The organism is Mycobacterium gordonae, assembly GCF_001417955.2.
GTDB classification, from domain to species: domain Bacteria; phylum Actinomycetota; class Actinomycetes; order Mycobacteriales; family Mycobacteriaceae; genus Mycobacterium; species Mycobacterium gordonae_B.
Map to the genome: position 1 here is coordinate 1 of NZ_LKTM01000382.1, position 25,025 is coordinate 25,025.

The 25,025-nt window shown below is 65.0% G+C and carries 11 protein-coding genes and 2 pseudogenes; 11 read left to right on the forward strand and 2 right to left on the reverse strand.

All coding sequences use genetic code 11. From position 1 onward, the window contains the following. On the reverse strand, nt 1–865 hold an 865-nt coding region (locus AO501_RS32820; RefSeq protein WP_156452913.1), incomplete at its 3' end, for a PE family protein. A gap of 304 nt (nt 866–1,169) precedes the next feature. On the opposite strand from AO501_RS32820, the gene AO501_RS32825 reads away from it, so the two are divergent. The 4 genes from AO501_RS32825 to AO501_RS32840 all read left to right on the forward strand — a co-directional run bounded on the left by AO501_RS32825 (nt 1,170) and on the right by AO501_RS32840 (nt 16,435). Then, the gene (locus AO501_RS32825; RefSeq protein ID WP_055581739.1) at nt 1,170–11,201 is read left to right on the forward strand and encodes a PPE domain-containing protein; all 10,032 of its coding nucleotides are present in this window, start codon (nt 1,170–1,172) and stop codon (nt 11,199–11,201) included. Between the two features lie 79 nt (nt 11,202–11,280). After that, entirely contained in the window at nt 11,281–13,827 is a 2,547-nt protein-coding gene (locus AO501_RS32830) for an excinuclease ABC subunit UvrA (protein WP_055581740.1), read from the forward strand. Nucleotides 13,828–13,941: 114 nt separating this feature from the next. Next, on the forward strand, nt 13,942–14,241 hold the full coding sequence (locus AO501_RS32835; RefSeq protein ID WP_055581749.1) for a hypothetical protein: 300 nt from the start codon (nt 13,942–13,944) through the stop codon (nt 14,239–14,241). 259 nt (nt 14,242–14,500) lie between these two features. Next, nucleotides 14,501–16,435, forward strand: coding sequence for a glycoside hydrolase family 64 protein (locus tag AO501_RS32840; RefSeq protein WP_055581741.1), 1,935 nt, complete (start codon nt 14,501–14,503; stop codon nt 16,433–16,435). Nucleotides 16,436–16,914: 479 nt separating this feature from the next. Here the strand turns inward: AO501_RS32840 and AO501_RS32845 are convergent, their stop codons facing one another. Beyond that, nucleotides 16,915–17,601, reverse strand: a complete 687-nt coding sequence (locus AO501_RS32845; RefSeq protein ID WP_055581742.1) for a TetR/AcrR family transcriptional regulator — start codon at nt 17,599–17,601, stop codon at nt 16,915–16,917. Between the two features lie 116 nt (nt 17,602–17,717). Here AO501_RS32845 and AO501_RS32850 point away from each other — a divergent pair, with 116 nt between their 5' ends. The 7 genes and pseudogenes from AO501_RS32850 to AO501_RS40945 all read left to right on the forward strand — a co-directional run. Further along, nucleotides 17,718–19,085, forward strand: a complete 1,368-nt coding sequence (locus AO501_RS32850; RefSeq protein WP_055581743.1) for a flavin-containing monooxygenase — start codon at nt 17,718–17,720, stop codon at nt 19,083–19,085. Then, complete coding sequence (locus AO501_RS32855) at nt 19,082–19,882, forward strand: SDR family NAD(P)-dependent oxidoreductase (protein ID WP_055581744.1); 801 nt, start codon at nt 19,082–19,084, stop codon at nt 19,880–19,882. The genes AO501_RS32850 and AO501_RS32855 overlap by 4 nt, the downstream gene beginning before the upstream one ends. 1 nt (nt 19,883) lies before the next feature. Then, nucleotides 19,884–20,657 (forward strand): acetoacetate decarboxylase family protein, encoded by a 774-nt coding sequence (locus tag AO501_RS32860; protein WP_055581745.1) that lies wholly within the window; start codon nt 19,884–19,886, stop codon nt 20,655–20,657. A 4-nt stretch (nt 20,658–20,661) separates the two neighbouring features. Beyond that, entirely contained in the window at nt 20,662–21,882 is a 1,221-nt protein-coding gene (locus tag AO501_RS32865; protein ID WP_055581746.1) for an NADH:flavin oxidoreductase, read from the forward strand. Continuing rightward, on the forward strand, nt 21,879–22,157 hold the full coding sequence (locus AO501_RS32870) for a hypothetical protein (protein WP_055581747.1): 279 nt from the start codon (nt 21,879–21,881) through the stop codon (nt 22,155–22,157). The genes AO501_RS32865 and AO501_RS32870 overlap by 4 nt, the downstream gene beginning before the upstream one ends. Before the next feature lie 792 nt (nt 22,158–22,949). Next, a pseudogene (locus AO501_RS40940) lies at nt 22,950–23,462 on the forward strand (PE family protein); the annotation flags it as partial. A 1,062-nt stretch (nt 23,463–24,524) separates the two neighbouring features. Beyond that, a pseudogene (locus AO501_RS40945) lies at nt 24,525–24,617 on the forward strand (PE family protein); the annotation flags it as partial. Between the last annotated feature and the right edge of the window lie 408 nt (nt 24,618–25,025).

Sequence of the window (25,025 nt, forward strand, 5' to 3'; positions counted from 1 at the left end):
CACCGCCGGCACCGCCCTGGCCGCCCGAACCACCGCCGACACCGTTTGCACCGGTCCCGCCGCCCGCGCCTGCGCTGCCCGCTGCGCCGGCACCGCCGGTGCCGCCAGCACCGATCAATTGCCCGCCGTTGCCGCCCGCACCGCCGCTGCCGCCGTCACCACCATTAGGCCCGCCCATACCGCCGGCACCGCCGGCGCCGCCGTAGCCGAGCAGCGGAGCCACGCCGCCGGCACCACCAGCACCACCGGTGCCCCCCATCGTCGTACTGGCGCCACCGGCCCCGCCGGCGCCGCCCGAGCCGTACAGCCACCCGCCGGATCCGCCGGATCCGCCGGACGCACCAGCACCTCCGGCGCCACCAGCACCGCCGGTACCGATCAGACCTGCGGCGCCACCGGCGCCGCCGGTTTGCGCCGCTGCCCCCGACCCGCCGTTACCGCCGTTGCCGAACAACAACCCACCGGGGCCGCCGGCCTGCCCGGTGCCCGGCGCCCCGTCGGTGCCGTTACCGATCAACGGACGACCCAGCAGCTGCTGGGTGGGCGCGTTGATCAGGTCCAGAAGCGGCTGCAACGGGCCGACATTGAGCGCCTCCGCGCGCGCATAACCGGCGCCACCGGCAGTCAGGGTATGCACAAACTGTTGGTGCAGTACCGCGGCCTGCCCGGCCAACTCCTGATAGCCCAGCGCATGTCCGGAAAACAGCAATGCGACCGCGCGTGACACTTCGTCGGCGGCCGCGCTCGCCAGCCCCGTCGTCGACTGCGCCGCGGCCGCATTGGCTGCAGAGATCGTCGACCCGATACCAGCCACGTCCGTAGCCGCAGCCGCCACCATCTCTGGTGAAACCACCATGAACGTCATCAGCGACCTCGCCACCTCATGACAACCCGACAACCACCAGCAACGACCAGCGCAGTCAAACACGGTAGCCCACCGTGGTCGCACCGTTTACGTTTTCGGCCGAATGGCGTAAGTGTTGTGCACGTCGCCGAGCAAACCGGTGGTGCACCGAAAATTGAATTCATTCGGCGCGCGAAAAATTTGCGCCGAATGTGTGTGAAACCGTCCGTGAAGCCGCAGCCGGGCTTACGGTAGGTGCCGTTATACGCCGGTTGATGAGAAACTGACCGCCACCCCGGTGGGGGTTACCCGCGAAGGACAGCGTATGGATTTTGCGGTATTGGCACCCGAGGTCAACTCGGCGCGGATGTTCCTTGGCGCGGGGTCAGGATCGATATTGGCCTCCGCGGCGGCCTGGGATGGGTTGGCCGCCGAATTGGCCTCTGCCGCAGCTACTTTCGGCTCGGTGACCTCCGGGTTGCTGGATTCCGCGTGGCAGAGCGCGGCGGCGGTGGAGATGGCGGGCGCCGCCGCACCATATCTGGGTTGGTTGAGATCGGCGGCGGCGCAGGCCGGCGAAGCGGCGGGCCACGCCCGGATAGTCGCGGCGGCGTTCGAGGCGGCTCAGGCCGCGACGGTGCATCCGGTGGTCGTGGCTGCCAACCGTGCTCAATTGGTGTCACTCGTGCGGGCGAACCTGCTGGGGCTGAACGCGCCGGCGATCGCTGCCATCGAGGCACAGTACGAGGGCATGTGGGCGCAGGATGTGGCCGCGATGTTCGGCTACTATTCCGGGGCTTCCGCCGTGGCGTCGGGCTTGACGCCGTTCATTCTGCCCTTGGCCAACCTCGCACCCGGTCTGGCGGACGTGGCGGGCCGAGCGGTGAGCGCCTCGAGCGCCCTTGTCGCAGCGGCGAATGCGGGCGGCGCTCAGTTCGCGGGCGCGGTGTCGGCCGGCGGTGCAACCGCGGCCGCCGACGGCTTCGGCCCCCTGCTACTCACCATCAACGTCGGTTTGGGGAATCTCGGCGTCGGCAATCTCGGCAACGCGAACATCGGCAATTACAACGTCGGTGGCGCGAATATCGGGTCCGGGAACATCGGGTCGGCGAACCTCGGTTTCGGGAACTTCGGTTTCGGAAACAGTGGTCCGTCGCTGACGGCGGCCATCCACAACATCGGCTTCGGCAACACCGGCAGCAACAACATCGGCCTGGGAAACACCGGTAGCGGCAACATCGGCTTCGCCAACACCGGCAACGGCAACGTCGGCATCGGGCTGACCGGCGACAATCAGTCCGGGTTCGGCGGACTGAATTCCGGCAGCGGCAACAGCGGTTTGTTCAACTCGGGCACCAACAACACCGGCTTCTTCAACTCGGGGACCGGAAACTTCGGTCTCGCCAACTCCGGCCTCTTCAACACCGGTTTCGGCAACTCCGGGACCGCCAACACCGGCTTTTTCAACTCAGGCATAGCCAACACGGGCATCGGTAACTCGGGCAATTACAACACGGGCACCAATAACTCCGGCAGCGCCAACACGGGCGGCTTCAACCCCGGCAGCTACAACACCGGCTGGCTCAACACCGGCAATTACAACACCGGCCTGGCAAACGCCGGCAATGTCAACACCGGCGCGTTCATCACGGGGGATTACAACAACGGCCTGTTCTGGCGGGGCGACTACCAGGGCCTGATCGGCGGATCCCCGGGCATCGGCAACTCGAGCACCCTGCCTTCGTCGGGGTTCTTCAACAGCGGTGACGGCAGCGCTTCGGGCCTCTTGAACTCCGGGGGCAACGTCTCGGGCATCTTCAATTCGTCGTCGGGAAGCCTGGGCCTCTCGGGTTTGATCAACACCGGCATGGCGGCCTCCGGTTTGATCAACACCGGCAACACCATGTCGGGCATCCTCAATAGTTCCTATCCCGAGAACCTCACGACGCCCAATTATGTGTCCGGTCTGTACAACACCGGCCCAAACGTGGCGGGCCTGTTCGGCGGCGGCTCGGACCCCACCAGCAACACCGGCCTGGCCAACGTCGGCGTCAAGAACACCGGCTTCGCCAACGTCGGCGACCACAACATCGGCATCGGCAACGTGGGCAACGGAAACACCGGAGGCGGAAACTCCGGCCAGGACAACATCGGTTTCGGCAACTCGGGTACGTCGAATACCGGCACCGGCAACGTGGGCAACCAAAACCTCGGCAACGGAAACCTGGGCGACTTCAACAAAGGCCTGGGAAACCTCGGCGACTACAACATCGGCCTGGGGAACCTGGGCAACAACAACAATGGATTCGGCAACAACGGCTTCGGCAACATCGGACTCGGGAACACCGGCAGCGGAAACATCGGAATCGGCCTCAGCGGAACGGGCCTGGTCGGCTTCGGAGCCCTGAACACCGGCAGCGGAAACCTCGGCCTGTTCAACTCCGGCACCAACAACATCGGCCTGTTCAACTCGGGCACCGGAAACGTCGGGATCGGAAACGCAGGCACCGGTAACTGGGGCATGGGCAACCCCGGCATCCTCAATACCGGCTTCGGTAACGCCGGCAGCTTCAACACGGGGTTCCTCAACACCGGCATCGCCAACACCGGCTTCGCCAATCCCGGCAACTACAACACGGGCTGGTTCAACGTCGGCAATATCAACACCGGTGCCTTCAACCCCGGCGATTACAACACCGGCGGCCTCAACCCCGGCGACACGAACACGGGCTTCCTCAACACCGGCAATTACAACAACAGCATTCTCGCCAAAGGCGATAACGCCGGCCAGATTGCTATCGATCTCAAAGTCACCATTCCCAGCGTGACGTTCGACCAATCGATGGTCATTCCCGTCAACGAGGTGTTGCAATTCGGTGGAAACGTGTTCACATTGCCGGGCGGCACGCAACAATTCTCAACCTTCCTTTCGCCGCCGCCCGACCCGATCACGTTGACCCTGGGGCCCGTCAACATATCGAGCTCCACCCTTAATCTTCCCTTGCTGACGCTCACCATCGGCGGACCGAATACAAGCGTGGGTATCGGTATCACCGGCGCCTTCGAGGGTGGCACCATTCAGCTGCTCAAAGTCAACCCGATGCCGGGATTCGGCAATGCGACCACCCTGCCGTCGTCGGGTTTCTTCAATGCCGGCCCCGGCCGCGTGTCCGGCCTGTTCAACCTCGGCGCGAATCTGTCCGGCATGCAGAACGTCGGCGCGCTGTCATCCGGCCTGGCGAACGTCGGCAACACGGTCTCCGGCATCTACAACACCAGCACGGTCAATATCGCGACCGCGGCCAACATTTCCGGGTTGGGGAACGTCGGCACCAACCTGGCCGGCGCCGTTCGCGACAGTGCCAACGGACTCGTCATCAACCTGGGCCTGGGCGATCACGGGCAACTGAACTTCGGCAACGGGAACTTCGGCAGCGGGAACTTCGGCAGCGGAAACATCGGCGGCGCGAATATCGGCTTCGGCAACATCGGCAGCACCAACCTCGGCGCCGGCAATATCGGCTTCGGCAACATCGGCTTCGGCAACAGCGGCCCCGCGTTGACGGCGGCCATCCACAACATCGGCTTCGGCAACACTGGCAGCGACAACATCGGCTTCGGCAACACGGGCAACGGCAACATCGGGTTCGGCAACACCGGCAACGGCAACATCGGGTTCGGCCTCAGCGGCGATCGCCTGCTCGCCTTCGGGGACTGGAACACCGGCAGCGGCAATATCGGCTTGTTCAACTCCGGCACCAACAACGTCGGCTTCTTCAACTCGGGCACCGGGAACTTCGGCATCGGCAACTCGGGTAGCTACAACACCGGTTTCGGCAACACCGGCGGTACGAACACGGGCCTTTTCAACACCGGCTTCGTCAACACCGGGATCGCCAATGCGGGTTCCTACAACACCGGCAACACCAACATCGGCAGCTTCAACACCGGACTCGGCAACCCGGGCAGCCACAACACCGGATTCTTCAACGCCGGCAGCTTCAACACCGGGCTGGTGAACTCGGGCAACTTCGACACAGGTGCCTTCATCTCGGGCAACATGAACAACGGCTTGTTCTGGCGGGGCAACGAGCAAGGCCTGATGGGCGGAAATTACACAATCCATATTCCGGAAATGCCGGGACATCTCACCGTGAATGTGCCGATCAACATTCCCATCACGGCGACGATCACCAGTGGCGTCTACAACGGAATCTTTATCGACAGCATCCCCTTTGACATCACCTATGGCTTGTTCTCGGGAATCACTCTGGTTTCCGGGACCATCAACTCACTCACGATTCCGCCGATCACATTCAACCTCTCGCTGTTGAATGTCAGCATAGGCAATCCAAACGGCACGACAGCCCTCTACGTGCCGGCCACCTTCAGCATCGGCCCCGCCGACTGGACGATCTACAACCAGCCGTTCGCCCCGGGCTTCTTCAATTCCAGCATCGGCCCCTCCTCCGGATTCTTCAACGGCGGTATCGGCGGCAATTCGGGGTTCGGAAACTTCGGTGCCAACAACTCCGGTTTCCAGAATGTCTCCGCCGGGATTTTCGGAAACTCGGGCTTTATGAATTACGGCTCTCTGCAGTCGGGCATCGAGAACTTCGGCAACACCGTGTCGGGTTTGTTCAACACCAGTGCACTGAACTTGGCGACGCCGGCTCAGATCTCCGGCATCTCCAACGCCGGCAGCAACCTGGCGGGCCTGTTCCGCAACACCTTCGACGGCACCATCGCCGGCAGCACGAACTTCAACCTGGGCCTCGGAGACGTAGGCGGGCTCAACATCGGCCTCGGAAACGTCGGGGACCTCAACATCGGCCTCGGAAACCTCGGCAGCCAGAACTTCGGCAGCGGGAACCTGGGCAGCCAGAACTTCGGCAGCGGGAACATCGGCAGCTTCAACATCGGGTTCGGCAACAGCGGGCCCGGGTTGACGGCGGCGCTGAACAACATCGGGTTCGGCAACACCGGAAGCAACAACTTCGGCTTCGGCAACTTCGGTGACGGCAACATCGGCTTCGGCAACACCGGTAGCGGCAACATCGGCATCGGGCTCAGCGGCAATAACCTGCAGGGCTTCGGGAACTGGAACTCCGGCAGCGGCAACGTCGGTCTGTTCAACTCGGGCACCGACAACGTCGGCTTCTTCAACTCGGGTACCGGCAACTGGGGCATCGGCAACTCCGGCAGCTACAACACCGGTATCGGCAACACCGGCAGCACCAACACCGGCCTGTTCAACACCGGGCTGGTCAACACCGGAATCGGCAACGCCGGCCACTACAACACCGGCAGCTACAACATCGGCAACACCAACACCGGAAACTTCAACCCCGGTAACTACAACACCGGCAGCTACAACACCGGCGACTACAACACCGGCCTGGGCAACTCGGGCGACGTCAACACCGGTGCCTTCAACACCGGCAGCTACAACAACGGCATCGGCTGGCGGGCCGACTATCAAGGCCTGATCGACTTCAACGCGACCACGATCATCCCCGACGGCGCTATTCCGATTAAGTTCGACGTGCCGGTCTACCTGTCGGTACCGATCGGCGCTGTACTCCCGACCATCACGATCAACAGTTTCACCATTCCGTCCTTGACCGTTGACGCGTCCACCATCCTGGGCGACGCGAACCTCGGCCTCGACTCGATCTCTTTCCCGAATCTGACGATCGGTCTGCCCTTCATCGGGATCAACATCGGCACGCCGGTGGGGTCGACCGGACCACTGATCGACATCACCGGCAACGGCGGGCTGCTGCCCATCGCCTTCACCGGCGTCAACATTCCGCCGATGCCGGGCTTTGGAAACTCCACCACGAGCCCGTCCTCGGGCTTCTTCAACTCCGGGAGTGGCCGCTCCTCCGGCTTCATGAACGTCGGCGGCAACGCGTCCGGGTTCTTCAACCTGGCGTCCGGCATGTCGGGAATCTCAGGCTACAAAGGCTTCGGCGAACTGATGTCGGGCGTGTCGAACCTGGGCAATACCGTCTCGGGTCTCTTCAACACCAGTTCCGCCGTCAATCCGTTCACGACACCCGCCAATCTCTCCGGGATCAGCAACATCGGCACCAACCTTGCGGGCATTCTGCGCAGCAGCGCGAACGGGTCGCTGTTCAATCTGGGCCTCGCCGACATCGGCCAGTCGAACCTGGGCAGTGGGAACATCGGCGATTTCAACCTGGGCAACGGCAACATCGGCAGCCAGAACTTTGGCAGCGGGAACATCGGCAGCCAGAACTTCGGCAGCGGGAACATCGGCAGCTTCAACATCGGCTTCGGCAACAGCGGCCCGGGGTTGACGGCGGCCCTGAACAACATCGGTTTCGGCAACATCGGCAGCAACAACTTCGGGTTCGGCAACACCGGTGACGGCAATATCGGCTTCGGCAACACCGGCAGCGGCAACATCGGCATCGGGCTCAGCGGCAACAACCAGTCCGGCTTCGGAAACTGGAACTCCGGCAGCGGCAACATCGGCCTGTTCAACTCGGGCACCGACAACGTCGGCTTCTTCAACTCCGGCACCGGAAACTTCGGCATCGGCAACTCCGGCAGCCACAACACCGGCTTCGGCAACGCCGGCAGTTCCAACGCCGGCTTCTTCAACACCGGCAGCGTCAACACCGGGATCGCCAACGCGGGCAGTTACAACACCGGCAGCTACAACACGGGCAACACCAACACCGGCAGTTTCAACCCGGGCAGCTACAACACCGGCAGTTTCAACACCGGCAACATCAACACCGGGGTGGGGAACTCGGGCAACGTCAACACCGGCGGCTTCAACGCCGGCAGCTACAACAACGGCTTCATCTGGCGCGATGACTACCAGGGGTTGGTCGGCTTCGACTACACCCTCACCGTCCCGGAATTCCCCGCCGTCAACCTCGACGTCAGCATTCCCCTCAATATCCCGCTTGACGTCAACCTCGGCACCCTGCGGGTTTACGGCTTCAGTCTGGCGCCGATCAACCTCACTTTCTCGGGCCCCTTGTGGTCGAACGTCAACGCCACCGTCAGCTCCATTCAGATCCCGTCGATCACCGGCACCCTGCCCACGATCACCGGAAACATCGGGAACCCGGACGGTTCAACGGCGGTCAACATCTCCATCCACAGCACCGCCGGCCCCATCCGTGTCCCGCTCATCCACATCCCGGCGGCCCCCGGCTTCGGAAATTCCAGCACCACCCCGTCGTCGGGCTTCTTCAACAGCGGCGCCGGCGGCGTATCCGGCTTCGGGAACCTCGCCGCCAATACGTCCGGCCTGTTCAACTGGCAAGCCCTGGGCAGCTCGGGCTACAACAATGTCGGCACCCTGGTGTCGGGTTTCTCCAACTTGGGCAACACCGTGTCGGGTCTGTTCAACACCAGCGCCGCGACGAACCTGTTCACCACGCCGGCCAATCTCTCGGGCCTGTCCAACCACGGCACAGACCTTGCGGGCTTGTTCCGCAACGGCCCGACCGGGTCGACCTGGAATTTCGGTCTGGGCGACATCGGGCAGTTCAGCCTGGGCGGCGGAAACATCGGCGATTTCAACCTGGGCAACGGAAACCTGGGCAGCCTCAACATCGGCAGCGGCAATGTGGGCAGCCAGAACTTCGGCAGCGGGAACATCGGCAGCTTCAACATCGGGTTCGGCAACAGCGGCCCAGGGTTGACCGCGGCGCTGAACAACATCGGGTTCGGCAACACCGGCAGCAATAACTTCGGCTTCGGCAACTTCGGTGACGGCAATATCGGCTTCGGCAACACCGGCAGCGGCAACATCGGCATCGGGCTCAGCGGCAACAACCAGTTCGGCTTCGGCGCCCTGAACTCCGGCAGCGGCAACGTCGGACTGTTCAACTCGGGCACCAACAACGTCGGCTTCTTCAACTCGGGCAACGGAAACTTCGGCATCGGCAACTCCGGCAGCTACAACACCGGTATCGGCAACACCGGCAGCACCAACACGGGCCTCTTCAACACCGGACTGGTCAACACCGGCATCGGCAACGCGGGCCACTACAACACCGGCAGCTACAACATCGGCAACACCAACACCGGCGACTTCAACCCCGGCAGCTACAACACCGGTTGGTTCAACACCGGCGACTACAACACCGGCCTGGGCAACTCGGGCAAGGTCGACACCGGCTTCTTCAACACCGGCAGCTACAACAACGGCCTGTTGTGGCGGGGCGACTACCGGGGCGTCCTGACCGGCGGCTACTCCATCACGGTCGACGAAATCCCCATCAACTTCGACGTTCGCGCGCCGATCAATATCCCGGTCACCGCCACCATCACCAGCGTGAATATGTCCGCCATCAACATTCCGCAGATCTACATCAGCGGCACTGCCGAAGTCATCGGCATCGACGCAGCCAATTTCAACATCACCATCGGGCCCATCACCGTGCACGGCGGCCCCGCCAACGCCCCCTTGACGACACCCATCACGGTCGACTTCGGCAGCCAACCCCCGATCAACACGATCTCGTTCAACATCGGCGCCCTGGATAACTCGACCATCCTCGCCGTGGTGGGCAACGCGGGAGTCGGTCCGATCAGAATTCCGATCATCGACATCCCGGCATCGCCGGGCTTCTTCAACTTCACGTCGAGTCCGTCCTCGGGCTTCTTCAACTCCGGCATCGGCTCCATATCGGGCTTCGGCAACTTCGGCGGCGGCAGCTCGGGTTTGTTGAACTACGCGACCGGACTCCTTGGCAACTCGGGCATCCAAAACTACGGTTCGCTGCAATCCGGCGTAGCCAATCTCGGGAACAGCATCTCGGGTCTGTTCAACACCGGACTGAGCCCGATGAACGTGCCGGCCTATCTGTCGGGTTTCAGCAACGTCGGCACCGACTTGTCCGGGTTGTTCCAGAACGCCGCCACCGGAAAGACCTCCTTCAGTCTCGGCCTGGGCAATCTCGGTTCGCTCAACATCGGCAACGCGAACATCGGCGACTTCAACTTCGGTAGCGGCAACCTCGGCAGCTACAACCTGGGTAACGGCAACGTCGGCGGCAGCAACTTCGGCGGCGGCAACATCGGCAGCCAGAACTTCGGCAGCGGGAACATCGGCAGCTTCAACATCGGGTTCGGCAATAGCGGCCCAGGGTTGACGGCGGCGCTGAACAACATCGGGTTCGGCAACACCGGCAGTAACAACTTCGGCTTCGGCAACTTCGGTGACGGCAACATCGGCTTCGGCAACACCGGTAGCGGCAACATCGGTATCGGGCTCACCGGCAATAACCAGTCCGGCTTCGGTGGCTTGAACTCGGGCAGTGGCAACATCGGCTTGTTCAACTCGGGCACCAACAACGTCGGGTTCTTCAACTCCGGCAACGGCAACTGGGGCATCGGCAACTCCGGCAGCTTCAACACCGGTATCGGCAACTCCGGCAGCACCAACACCGGGTTCTTCAACTCCGGGCTGGTCAACACCGGCATCGGCAACGCGGGCAACTACAACACCGGCTTGTACAACGTCGGCAACACCAACACGGGCAGCTTCAACCCGGGCAGCTACAACACCGGCGACTTCAATGCCGGCGACTACAACACCGGCTGGTTCAACACCGGCAACTCCAACACCGGCATTGCGAACTCCGGCAACGTCGACACGGGAGCATTCATCTCGGGCAGCTACAGCAACGGCTTCTTGTGGCGGGGCGACTACCAAGGCCTCTTCGGCGCCAACTTCTCCTACACAATCCCGGAAATCCCCTACCACTACGACGTGCCGCTCAACATCCAGATACCGATCACGGGTGTTATCGATGCCGTCACGGCGGGCGCGTTCACGTATTCGATCCCGATCCACATTCAGGCCAGCACGATTCTTGGGATTCGAATCACGGACTCCGACAGCAACATTGGGCCCGTCACCTTCAACATCAACACCGTTCAACCGCAAACCCCGATCGATTACCTGTTCACCAACGTCACCAATCTCGCCGGCACCGGTGTTCTGGGGCCCTTCACCATCGGCTCCGGCTTCCAGTCCGGCCCGGGCTTCTTCAACTCGGGCCCCACCCCGTCGTCGGGCTTCTTCAACTCCGGGAGCGGCGCATCCGGCTTCTTCAACACCGCCTCTGGCGCCGTGTCCGGCTTCGCGAACCGCTTCGCCCAGACGTCGGGCTTGTTCAACGCCGGCGGCATCGACATATCGGGCATCCAGAACTTCGGCGCGCTCGAGTCGGGCTGGGCAAACCTCGGCAACACGGTGTCCGGCCTGTTCAACACCAGTTCCCTGAACCTCGCCACGCAGGCCTTCGTCTCCGGCATCGGCAACTTCGGCGCCCAACTGTCCGGCCTGCTCAGTCAATAGCGGTATCCGGCCCTGGGCGGCGGTAACGGGGCCAACATCACGCTTGCGCGGCTGAAGTGCGGGTATCCGTCTGGGCACGATGACAGGAATATCCCACCGGCGCGACGACGAACTCGACTCTTGCGTACGGGTCTACCGGACGTGGGTGCACAATCTGCGGGGTGTCGACGTCGTAGCGCCCCGTGACGCGCTGGTCGTGTTCACCGGCATCTCCGGATCCGGCAAATCGTCGTTGGCCTTCGGGACCATCTACGCCGAGGCCCAGCGCCGCTACTTCGAATCGGTTGCCCCCTACGCCCGTCGCCTGCTCCTGCCGGCCGGCGCACCGAAGGTCGATGACATCACCGGTCTGCCGCCCGCCGTCGCGTTGCAGCAGCGCCGCGGTTCGGCGACGTCGCGGTCGACGGTCGGCACTGTCACTACGCTGTCCAACCTGCTGAGGATGTTGTTCTCCCGCGCCGGAACGTACCCGCCTGGGGCCACGGAACGATTGGACTCCGATGCGTTCTCCCCGAACACCGCGGTCGGGGCGTGCCCCGAATGCCACGGGTTGGGACGAATCCACCGGGTGACCGAACAGACACTGGTGCCGGACCCGTCGCTGACCATCCGCGACGGCGCCGTCGCCGCATGGCCGGGCGCGTGGCAGGGTCAGAACCTACGCGACATACTGGTCACGCTGGGGTACGACATCGACAAGCCATGGCGGAAACTGCCCAAGCGTCAACGTAATTGGATTCTTTTCACCGATGAGCAACCTACGGTCGAAATCGATCCGAGCCGGCATCCCGTACAGGCCGATTACTACTACAACGGGACGTTCTCCAGCGCCGAACGTCATGTGCGCCATACGTTGGCCAACTCCCACAGCGCGATGATGCGCCGCCGCGTGCTGCAATTCGTCGACACCGTCGACTGCCCGGTATGTGACGGTTCCGGGCTGCGACCGGAAGCGCTGAAGGTCACATTCGCCGGGCGCACCATCGCTGACTATGCGGGAATGCCGTTAGCCGAGCTTGCTGACACGTTGCGCCCCACGGCTTCTCGGACCGATGCCGCGACGGCCTACGAGTCAACGGAGTCCGGTGAGTTGACGGAAGTGGCGACCAGGATCGCCGCCGACCTGGTCGCACGCCTGCAGGTGCTCGTCGATCTCGGCCTCGGCTATCTCACGCTCAGTCGCCGCACTCCGACAGTGTCGCCCGGCGAACTGCAGCGGCTGCGGCTGGCCACTCAACTGCGCGCCGGCTTGTTCGGGGTGTTGTACGTGCTCGACGAGCCGTCGGCCGGATTGCACCCCGCGGATGCCGAACCTCTGCTCGACGTTCTTGATCGCCTACGGCTGGCCGGGAATTCGCTGTTCGTGGTCGAGCACGACATGGACGTGGTGCGCCGTGCCGATTGGATCGTCGACGTCGGACCCGGGGCGGGGGAGCTCGGCGGGAAGGTGCTTTACAGCGGACCGGTGCCCGGTCTCGCCGGCATCGAGGAATCGGTAACTCGCAGCTACCTTTTCGAGGAGGCCAGTCCGCCGCCGCGCCAACCCCGGACGCCGTCCGGGCAGCTGCGGCTAAGCGGGATCTCGTTCCATAATCTGCGAGACCTCGACGTCGACCTGCCACTCGGTGTGTATACCGCGGTCACCGGAGTGTCCGGCTCGGGCAAGTCGACGCTTGTCGTGAAGGTCCTCGGCGACGTTGTGCACAGCCACCTCGGCACGGGACGAGCTGGCGAGCCGGTCGCATCCGGTGACGACGAAACTGAAAGCGAGATCGTCGATCTCGATCACGACGCGAGCGTCGGGGTAGCGGTAGAAGGTGTCGGGGAGATCAACCGGCTGGTATCGGTGGACCAGCGTCCGATCGGACGCACTCCGCGTTCGACACTGGCGACCTACACCGGTCTGTTCGACGCCGTGCGCCAGGAATTCGCCGCCACCTCGAAGGCCCGTCGCCGCGGTTGGACAGCGGGCAGGTTCTCCTTCAACGTGTCCGAAGGTCGCTGTCCCACCTGTCAGGGGGAGGGCTTTGTCTCCGTCGAATTATTGTTTCTGCCAGGCACATACGCCACCTGCCCGGCGTGTCAAGGAGCGCGTTATTCCGACGAGACGCTCGAGGTGCGATACCGCGATCGCACGATCGCCGACGTGCTCGCGATGACCGTCGATGAGGCCTCAGACTTTCTCGCCGATGTCACGAAGGCCGCGCGAAGCCTCACCACGTTGCAAGAGGTCGGGCTGGGATATCTCCGCCTCGGGCAGCCCGCGACCGAACTGTCAGGCGGTGAGGCGCAGCGGATCAAGCTTGCCTCCGAACTTCAGCGACCCCGCCGAGGGCATACCCTTTACCTCCTGGACGAGCCGACCACGGGGCTCCACCCCGCGGATGTAGATCTGCTCGATAGTCAGCTGCACCGCCTGGTCGACGCGGGCAATACCGTGGTGGTGGCCGAACACGACATGCGGATGGTCGCGGGCGCAGACTGGGTGATCGACCTCGGGCCAGGAGCCGGCAACGACGGTGGCCGGATTGTCGCGGCGGGCCTGCCGATTGACGTCGCGCGTGCGAAAGACAGCCGGACGGCACCGTACTTGGCAAAACGGTTGCCGCAGTGCGCTTCCCGATGATCGGTGTCCTGAATGTCGACCGCGCGATGAACGCGAGATGCACCCGGCGTGACAATTCGGCGCGCTATGGGTGATTCGCGTGCGGACCCGTCCGGCTCAAGCTATGAAATCACCGTGAGCAACCACCACGTGAACCTGACCCTGCAGGAGACTTCGCTGATCGGCCAGAGCCATGGCGACGCCTTGGAGCGTATGGACGAGAAGCAGCTGAAAGATCTGCAGAGCCGGCTCAGGACCGCGCGGGAGAAGAACTTCAGCCTGTTGCGGCGCCAAGCTGCGGCCCGGGTCGAGGCCGAAGGCGCGCGCGGCGCCGCCCAGCCGGCCAGCGAACGGCGAAGTGAGAAGGTGGCTGTCTTTGACGAGGCGCTGGCCAGGGTGAATCAGCGCCTCGATTCCCTACGTGAGATCAGCTGACATGGTGGGTTGGCCTTCTAGGCCGTACCCCAGTGCCGGTGCCCGACACGCGCGAGAATGCGATAATTCCCTCTGACTGTTAGACACAAATAGCGATTCCTCTCGCGAAAACCGCAGGTCCAATCCCGCCGACGAGACTTCGCACGGCGCACGCCGTCACGCATTTGCCGCAAAGTGGTAGAGGCTGTTGACCTACGGGCAATTGGTCGGTAAAGCTCTTTCGAGGATTTTGCGTCGACTGGGTTGCTGGAGGTGCGGAATGGCGTTTGTCACTGCGGTGCCGGAGCTGGTGGTCACGGCGGCCTCGGATCTGGTGGTGATCGGCTCGTCGGTGACCAAAGCCAATGCCGCAGCGGCGAATTCGACTACAACACTGCTGGCCGCGGGTGCGGACGAGGTATCGGCGGGGATCGCGACTCTGCTGGGCGAGCATGGGCAGGCTTATCAGGCGATCAGCGCGGAAATTGCGACTTTCCAGCAGCGGTTCGTGCAAGCCCTCAATTCGGGTGCCGGCGCTTATGCCGCCGCGGAAGCCGCCAGTGCGGTGTCGTTGCAGTCCATCGAGCAGAGCATCCTGGATGTGATCAATGCACCCTTCAACATTCTGTTGGGGCGGCCCCTGATCGGCAACGGCCGAAACGGAGCCGCAGGGACCGGTGAAGCCGGCGGGCCCGGCGGACTCCTGTGGGGTAACGGAGGCGACGGCGGTTCAGGGGCAGCCGGGCAAACCGGGGGTGCCGGGGGTGCGGCAGGCTTGTTCGGTCGGGGCGGCACCGGTGGCGCCGGCGGCGTTGGGAGCACCGGCACCACGACCAGCGTTGCGGGACAGCAGGGCGGCGCCGGCGGCACTGGCGGAGCGGGCGGGGTCGGCGGTCACGGCGGGCTGTTCTTCGGCACTGGCGGCACCGGCGGTGCGGGCGGAGTCGGCGGCACCGGTGGGATCGGAGGCCCGGCCGACGCCGCGGGAAACTTCGGCGCCGGCGGTCCCGGGGGCACCGGCGGCCTTGGCGGCGCCGGAGGCGCGGGCGGATTTTTGGGCAGCCCCGGTCAAGCGGGTCTCAACGGAGCCAACGGCCTCCCTGGCGGATTTCGTGTCGGTCCTTTCATCAACAACACGGGTTTGAGCAACAGCGAGATCTACCTGACCCTGCTCGGCCAGACGACGCCCGGTCAGTGGTCGTGGGTCGACCAGAACGGCATGGCCCACCACATCGATTCCAGCGCGGCCAACGCTCCTGGTCATCTCACGTACAACGGGGTGAATTACGCCAACATGTCGTTCACCCTCGACCAGACAGGCAACCTCGCCATACCTTCGGAATTCCAGGGCGGCCGGATCTTTGTGTCGATGAAGAACCCGCTCTATATCGGGATCGCCGCGGACAACTCGGGCTGGGCGGGTCTCGACCCCGCGAACCCGTCCGATCCGAACTACAACACGGTCTACGACTGGTACGAGATGACCTACAAGTACGGTGCGGTCGCCTTCGGGGGTAACACCACGCAGGTGGACCAGTTCGGGTTGCCGTTCTCCTACACGCTGGGGCAGGACTCGACCGGGTTTAGCGGAACCCGCGGCATCACCCTGACGCGAGACCAGGTGTTCGCGCAGTACGCGACCTCGGTCCCGGCTGAGTTCCAGGCTCTGGTGCTACACGACGGCTCCGGCGACCCGCTGCGGATTCTGGCCCCACGGACCGCCACGCCCGGCGGCCTGGTCAGCTGGCTCGACCAACCGATCAACGACTTCTGGTCGAATTATCAAACCCACCAGTTCATTTACGACGGCCCCGGCTACACCGTGACGGGAAATATCGACGGCAGCGGCCTCTTCCACTACACCGTTACGCCGGACGGGAAAGCAGCATCGACGTACACGATGGTAAAGCCGACGACGGCACAAGTTTTCGCGTCCAACGGCCCATTCGTCGGCACCGAGCAGCAGGGTGCGTTCCTCGCCGAACTCAACGCGGCGTTCAACCGCGGCGTGGCGATTTCGCCGGATCAGTGGGCCAACGTCGCCGCCTACTATCCGACTGGAGGGCGGTGGAACAACTGGGCCCAGTTCTTCCACGCCAACAGCATCAACAACCTCGCCTACGGCTTCCCCTTCGACGACGTGAACAACCAGAGTTCGGTGCTGATCCTCGCCAACTCTCAGCCGCCCACCCGTCTTTCATTCGTCCTCAACTAGCCCGCCGCGTCTCGCAGGCGGCGCCACGCCGTCGTGCGGACGCGTCGGCCGGACGTACTCTGAACGCCGTTGAATCAGTGAGGTGTGACTGATTCGGTTGTGACATAGCGAATTTCAAAATCCGAGCGGGACGTGCTTTGCGGCGGATACCTTGTAGCGCAGCGTCAGACAGCGACGACACCGCCGGCCAATGATGCTTGAGTTCATGATTTCTGAATCCTCGAATCGGCGAACTCGTGTCCTCTTCTGACGGTGAGTGGACGAGTTCGTCCTATGGGTCACAGTGACGAGCTCACGGGGCTTGGCGCAGGAGATACCGAGACGAGGATGGTCTCTTGCAGGGTGTGTGGGATGGGAGCCCCAGAAGAATGATTGCCTGACGGGACCGACAGCCTCCCAGGCGGCCCGATTGTCGTGATGGTGATGACGTCGGCCGTGATGTCGATACCGCCGCCCGGGCTGTCGTGCGAAAAGACTTGTCAGCCTGTCGATGTCGTGGTGGGTGACTCGCCAGGGGTGCTGTCTTGCCGGCCACGTCCATTGGTGGGTGTGGTGACTAGAGCGGTGATCAGCCCGACCAGGCCGGATAGAAGGCGGTCATGGCGGTAGTCGTCCGGCTCGGTGAGTAACAGGCGGCCAGAGTCCCACGTTGCGGCGAGGATGTGGCGGGCGAGTAGCTCGAAGTCGGTGGTGGCGTCGAGTTCGCCGGAGTCGCGCAAGGCGTTTTCGAATTGGCGGGCGAGTGCGGTTCGTGCCCGTTCGACGCGTTTGTGGAACGCGGGGGTACTGCTGTCGGTGATGCTGTGAATCGCCCGCCAGCGGTCGGGCGCTTCGGCGACCGCGGCGAGGTAGGCGTCGAATATGCGCTCGAACGAGGTGACGAGGTCGTCGGCCGCGGATGTGGCGACGGCGTCGGTGATCTGGGCGAGGGCGCGTTGCTCTTCCCGGTCCAGCGAGCCGCGCAGCAGGTCGTTGGTGTCGGTGAACAGCGAGTAGACGACAGGGCGTGTGACCCCGGCCCGCCGCGCGACGCCGTCCATGCTGACCGCGGCGACGCCGTCGGTGTTGATGATGTCCAGCACCACGTCGAGTAGCTGTTCGCGTCGCTGTCCTGGAGTCATGCGGGCGGCATACGGCCGGTTGCGACGCATCATGCCCTGCGCCATCGCTTATCCCCTGACCTGCGAATTTACCTCGTTTACCGACTGTACCTTGTAATGCTACAGAACTGTAGCTACAGTACTGAAACAAATAGCTACAGCACTGTAGCTTAGGAGGGGGCATGGTGACTACGATCCCGCCCGGGCGGTACTGCATCATCGGTGCCGGATACACGGGCAACGGTGTCGCGCGAGCGTTCCGGCAGGCTGGAATCGCCTACGACCACCTCGAGGCAACGGACGAGATCGGTGGCAACTGGTCGCACGGCGTGTACGACTCGACGCATCTGATCAGCTCGAAGAAGTCCACGCAGTACGTCGAATACCCGATGCCCGCGGACTATCCGACGTTTCCCAGTCGGGCGCAGATGCTGGCGTACCTGAACGACTATGTCGATCGTTTCCGGCTGCGCGAGAACATCGAATTCGGGTGTGAGGTGGTCGAACTGCGGCCATTGGATCGCACCGGCATGGCCGGCTGGTCGGTGCGGCTGGCCTCGGGCGAGACACGTACGTACGCCGGGGTGGTGGTGGCCAATGGCCACTACTGGGATCGCAACATCCCCACCTACCCGGGCGTGTTCACCGGGCGGCAGTTGCACTCCAAGGATTACAAGCGGCCCGCGGACTTCGGCCACGGGGACCGGGTGCTCGTGGTCGGTGCGGGGAATTCGGCCAGTGACCTGGCCGTGGAAGCGGCCGCCACATTCGGGCGGTCGGACATCTCGATGCGCCGGGGCTACTGGTTCATCCCGAAGACGATTTTCGGTATACCCTCCTCCGAGCTGGACCGGGTGTGGGTGCCGATGGCGTTGCAGCGGCCCGTTTTCAAAACGCTGCTGCGCCTGTCTTACGGTTCCTACCGTCGCTACGGACTGGAGCGGCCTGACCACAAGTTGTTCACCAAGGACGTGACGGTGAATTCGTCCCTGATGTACGCGCTGCTGCACGGGACGGTCACCCGCCGCGTGGAAATCTCCCGATTCGACGGGCGCACGGTGCATTTCGTGGACGGCAGTGCCCGCGAGTACGACACGATCGTGTGGGCCACCGGCTTCAACACCCGATTCCCGTTCCTGGACGAATCGATGTTCGTTTGGGAGAACGGCAATCCGCAACTGATCGAGCATGTCCTGGTGCCGCATTACGCCAACATCTATATGTGGGGTCTGGTGGCGCCGCGCTCCGGTGCGGGTCGCATCATCTCCCACGGTTCGGACTTCCTCGCCGACGCCGTGCGGATGCAGCGGTTGTTCTCGATCCCGCTCTCCGATCTGGTGGCCGGCCGGGTGCGGGCTCGCAGTTCGATGCTCGCCGGCTCGGCAGAGATCCTGCGCCGGATCGGGCTGCTCCAGCGGGCGTTGCGTTGGTATGCGCGCCTGGCCCGCATCGTGGGCGGCGGTCTGGCGGCACGCGCCCTCACAACCACGCTCGAGAGCAACGCCCTACCAACCCTGGACCCCGCCGACTGTGAGGAGTCGATCGCATGAATCTGCCCAGTCCCACCGCCCGCAACCGCGCCGTCGTCACCGGCGCGTCGTCGGGCATCGGCGAAGCACTCGCACAACAGCTTGCCCGCCAGGGATTTTCACTGATCCTGGTCGCACGTCGTGCTGACCTGCTCCAGAAACTGGCCGACCGGCTCACTGCCGAGTACGGCGTCACCGTCGAGGTCAAGGCTTGCGACTTGGCAGACCGTGACGATCGCACCGAACTGGCCGACCATCTGGCCGGCCGCGATATCGCGATCCTGTGCAACAATGCCGGTTTCGCCACGTACGGTGACCTCGCGCAGCTCGACCCACAACGGGAGATCCGCCAGGTTGAGCTGAATTGCGTTGCGGTCCAACATATCACCCTTGCTGTGTTGCCCGGCATGCTCGAACGCAGGGCCGGGGCGATCCTGATCACCGGCTCCACCGCGGGTAACCAACCCGGTCCCGGTAACGCGACATATGCCGCCACAAAAGCGTTCGCGAACACCTTCGCCGAGTCGCTGCACACCGAACTGTCCGGCACCGGGGTCAGCTGCACGCTGCTGGCACCGGGACCGGTCCGCACAGAGTTCGCCCAAGTCGCCGAGCTGTCCAAGCTGGAACGGCTGCTGCCCGACCCGCTGTGGGTCAGTGCCGAGCAGGCCGCCGACGCCGCTGTCGCGGGCCTGGCCAAAGGCAAGCGCCGCGTGGTACCCGGCGCGTTCGCCAAAGTCCAGACCGTCAGCGGTCAGTACACCCCACGCACCGTCCTCGGTCCGGTGCTGCACAAGGTCTACCGGAAGGTCACCTGAGATGAACTGGGAACCAACGACTCGCACCGATAGCCGCACACTGGGCGGCGACCTTCGTCGCGCCCTCGCGCTTGCCGATCCGCGGCGCACTCTGTACCACGACGCGCAATACTTCACCGCCACCGTCGAGGTCGATCCCGACCGGATGCGGCCCTGGCTGCCGGCAGGCGTGCGACTGGTCGAACCTGCCCGCGCCGACGTGTTCACCGCGTTCTTCCCCGATTGCAACTATGGCTCGGTCTATCACGAGGCCGGGGTGTTCGTACACATCAAAGCCGGCCGCCGCACCGGAATCCATTGTCCGTGGATGATTCTCGACGATGACGTGGCGCTGATCCTGGGCCGTGAACTCCTCGGCTACCCCAAGAAGCTCGGTGAGATCGACTGGCAACTCAACGATACCGCCATCGAAGCCGCGGCCACGCGCCGCGGCCACAAGCTCATCTCGATGAGCGGCCGTCTCGGCGAGGTGCTGACCGACGCACCGCCGATCCTGGGCCTCCCGCACCGCAACGTCGCCGGCTCGGCCGGTCTCTTCCTGCCCTGGATCCTGGCTTTCACCCCCGCCGAAACACCCATCGAAGTCCGGCGCATCGACAACTTCGAACTGAACATCGCGGGCAGCGAACGTGATCCGATCGACCAGATGGGCCTGGGCCGGGTCGTCGAGGCCCGGCTACACCGTGTCGATCTGTCCGCCGGGACGCCGCCCATCCCGATCCGTCCGCTGACGCCGCTCTTCACCATGACCCGCCTGCGACCGAGAGTGCTCTGAGACCATGACCGATACTCTGAACCAATCCGTGGAATTGCCTTGTGGAGCAAAACTTTCCAACCGCATCGCCAAGGCCGGGATGAGTGAGCAGCTGGCGGCCCGCGATGGCCGGGTCACCCATGAGCTGCTCAACCTCTACGCCACCTGGGCGCGCAGCGGCGCGGGTCTGCTGATCACCGGCAACGTGGTCATCGACCGGGCCGGCCTGGTCGAGCCCCGCAACGTCATCGTCGATGGTGACGCCGCAGTGCCCGGATTGCAACGCTGGGCCGACACCGTCCATCAGACCGGCACCCAACTGTGGATGCAGATCAACCACCCCGGCCGGGTGGCCACGGTGCCCTTCACGCGCCGCCCGGTCGGCCCATCGGCCCTGCGCGAACCCGTGCCCGGCTTCAACCTCCGCAAGCCCCGCGAACTGTCCGCAACCGACATTCAGCACCTCATCGCCCGCTATGCCCGCACTGCCGCCCTGGCAGTGCAGGCCGGGTTCGACGGAGTCCAGATCCATGCCGCGCATGGGTTCCTGCTGTCGCAGTTCCTGTCGCCGTTGGCCAATACTCGCAGCGACCAGTACGGCGGAACCGCGGCAGGGCGGCGCCGGATGCTGCTGGAAACCGTTGCCGCGGTGCGTGCCGCCGTCGGCCCCACGGTGCCCATCGCGGTCAAACTGAACTCGGCAGACTTCCAGCACGGCGGTCTCAGCGAGGACGATTCCCTCGATGTCGCTCGCGCCCTCGCCGAGACGGGGATCGATCTGCTGGAAATTTCCGGCGGCAATTACGCGATACCCGCCATGGAGGGTGTCGCCCACCACGGCACCGCCGACGGCTACTTCCGGCGGTACGCCAATGCGGTCCGCGCAGCGGTGCCGATTCCACTGATGCTCACCGGCGGGCTGCGCGGCCGCGCAGCCATGGAGGACGCTGTCGCTGACGGTATCGACGTCGTGGGCATCGCCCGCCCGATGGCCTTCGTGCCCGACTATCCGGCTCGGATCCTGGCCGACGAACTCGAACCGTTGTTGCCGACCGGCCCGCGTGCCATCGGCTATCGCCCGCTGGACGGCTATCTGCAGCTGGCTGCGCACAACCACCAATTCCATAGCATGGCAGCCGGATTCGCACCGCAGCGATCTGCCGGCTTCGGCACCGTCGCCAAGGCTCTGGCCCGTATCGGTGTCGCCGGCGCCACCCAGTTCGTCGTCCCGAAGGCCACCCGATGAGCATCGCAGACCGCTTGCACACCGAACCCCTGGCGATTCCCCGGACTGCGGTCACCGCGCCATTCCCGGGTATCGACACTTTCGACAAGGCACTCACCGCTCCGGGTGGGTTCGGTGCCCGGCTGCGTGCCGCGCGCACCGCCGCACTGGGGTTCCGGGCGGAGTTCGCTGCGACGGGCACTCCCGACAGTGTGCGCACTCATGATCTGATCTCGCTGCCCTATCCCACGTGCTACGGGCTGTTCCGGGCCTCGATCAACCACACACGCCACTAGAGGTCACAATCGGTATGCCTAAGCGGGGCACACCTGGTGCTGGCTCTGCAGCCGGCAGCGGGTGAGTTCGCCTTGCAGGGTGGCGACGATCGTGTCGCTTTCGCGCAGCTGGTTTTTCAGCTCGGCGATCTGAGCGTCTTTTGGTGTCGAGCCGCGGTGCAGCTGCCGCTCCGGAGTCGCTGCTGGGGGCTCATTCGAGTGGCAGGCTGCGTCCCCGGGGCGCCCGCGGACGCACGGAGCGCCGGGAGGTGTCCCCCACCGCCGAGGCGTCGCCGGTGGGCTGCGGCGCGGGCTGCGCGACCGTATCCGGTTCGCGGAGCAGTAATTCCTCAGGTCCGCAGTCCAGCACCGCGCAGATGATCGGCGTAGATCGGCGGTGGAAGTCCGAGGCCGGCCGCGCTCCGGGATCCGAGTTTGAGGCATCTGCCCCATGATCCAACACGCGTTCCGGCGAACGATCAGCCTATGAAACGTTATGTGACAGCTTATTACGACGGCCAGCGGGCAAAACTTGTGGCGGTCAGCTGGCCGATTAGTCAGATCTGACTATCGCCGGGTGCCGGGAAAATGCCTAGTTGTGGTCATGACGGGCACGTTCCCACCTCATAGCGTCGAGGCGTGACCAGTCAACTGCCGCAGACCTTCTGCGGCATCACGGACGGCGGTTGAGGGAGTCGAGCCCGGCACCGCTGCAACACCAAGTCCTTTCAAAAGCTCACCAGATCGACAGCGGTCTGGCGATCAAACCACCCGTCAGGACCGTTCGGTCGTGACTCGCAGGAAGGTGTCGAAATGTCCTATGTCATCGCGCTGCCGGAGTTGATAGACACGGCTGCAACGGATTTGGCCGGTATCGGCTCCGCGCTCCATTCGGCTAACGCTGCGGCGGCGGTGCATACGACGGGTCTGCTGGCTGCCGCCGAAGATGAGGTCTCGGTCGCCATCGCCGAACTGTTCGGGACGTTCGGTCAGGGGTATCAAAGCGCGAGCACGCAGGTAGCGACGTTTCATCAACAGTTCGTCCAGGCGTTGACCGGGAGCGCAAACTCCTACGCGATGGCGGAATCCGCTGCGGCACAACCTTTACAGAGCCTGCTCGATGTGGTCAACGCGCAATTCGTGGCACAAACCGGGCGTCCGCTGATCGGCAATGGTGCCAACGGGGCGCCGGGGACGGGACAAGACGGCGGTGCCGGCGGATGGCTCATCGGCAACGGCGGTGCCGGCGGGTCGGGAACCTCGACGGCCGGCGCTGACGGCGGCAAGGGTGGCGCCGGCGGCGCGGCGGGACTGTTCGGAAGTGGTGGAGCCGGTGGGGCCGGTGGTACCGCCACAACCGCAGGCAAAGCCGGCGGGGCCGCCGGATCGGGAGGCAACGCCATGCTCGTCGGCGCGGGTGGCGCCGGCGGGGTGGGAGGTTCCTCTACAGACGCCGGAGGCGCGGGCGGCGGGACCGGCGGGCGCGGCGGCAACGCCGGTCTGCTCTTCGGGGCTGCCGGGACCGGCGGCGCGGGCGGATTCACTTTCGGCAACGCCACCGGCGGGGCAGGGGGTGCCGGCGGCAGCGGCGGGCTGTTCACCGACGGCGGGGTCGGTGGGTCCGGTGGGGCCGGCGCGTCGGGCGGGGCCGGTGGCGCCGGCGGAGACGGCGGAACCTTCGGCGCCGGCGGCACGGGCGGTGCCGGCGGAACCGGTACGTCCACGACCGCCGGGACGACCGGCGGTGCCGGGGGTGCCGGCGGTGCCGGCGGAATGTTCGGTGCCGGAGGCACCGGCGGGAGCGGCGGCTCGAGCCTGGGCAGTACCGGAGGGGCCGGTGGAACAGGCGGCAACGCCGGCATGTTCGGCTTCGGCGACGGCGGCGCCGGCGGCGCCGGCGGGGAAGGGCTCAACAACGGCCAGACCGCCGGCGGGGCGGGTGGGGCCGGTGGGAACGCCGGCCTGCTCACGGGCAACGGCGGTGCCGGCGGTGCCGGCGGCCTGGGCCGCACCACCGGAGGCACCGGTGGCATCGGTGGCAATGCCGGCCAACTGATCGGCTCCGGCGGTACCGGCGGCAGTGGCGGGGCCGCGGTCACCACCGGCGGGACCGGCGGGGCCGGCGGCAAGTCCGGAGTGTTCGGCAATGGCGGCAACGGCGGTAACGGCGGGGCCGGTGTGACCACCGGCGGCAACGGCGGAGCCGGGGGCAACGGTGTGCTCATCGGCAACGGCGGCAACGCCGGTAGCGGCGGCACCGGCGGGGTGACCGCGGGCAAAGCCGGCCTCGGTGGGATCAGCGGGCTGCTGTTGGGTGCCGACGGCTTCAACGCGCCCCTGAGCACCAATCCGTTGCATGTCCTGCAACAAGATGCGCTCAGCATCGTCAACCAGCCCGTCCAGGCGTTGACCGGACGGCCGCTGATCGGCAACGGCGCCAACGGAACTCCGGGAACCGGAGCGGCCGGCGGGGACGGCGGCTGGCTGTTCGGCAACGGCGGCAACGGCGCGCACGGCGCGACCAACACCGCTGCCGGCGGGGCCGGCGGCGCGGGTGGGGCCGGCGGGTCAGGAGGCATCTTGTTCGGCACGGGTGGCAGCGGCGGCGCGGGTGGCATCGCCAACGGAGCCGGCGGGATTGGCGGCGCCGGCGGTGCCGGCGGCTCAGCCCTGCTCAACGGTGCCGGCGGCACCGGGGGTGACGGCGGTCAGGCCATCAACGCCGGCAAGGGTGGAGCAGGGGGACGCGGCGGCAACGCCGGCTTCTTCTCGGGCGCCGCCGGTACCGGCGGGCACGGCGCGGGACCCGGGGCCACCGGTGTGGGAGGTGCCGGCGGCAGCGGCGGCCTGTTCAGCAACGGCGGGGTCGGCGGGGCCGGCGGACCCGGA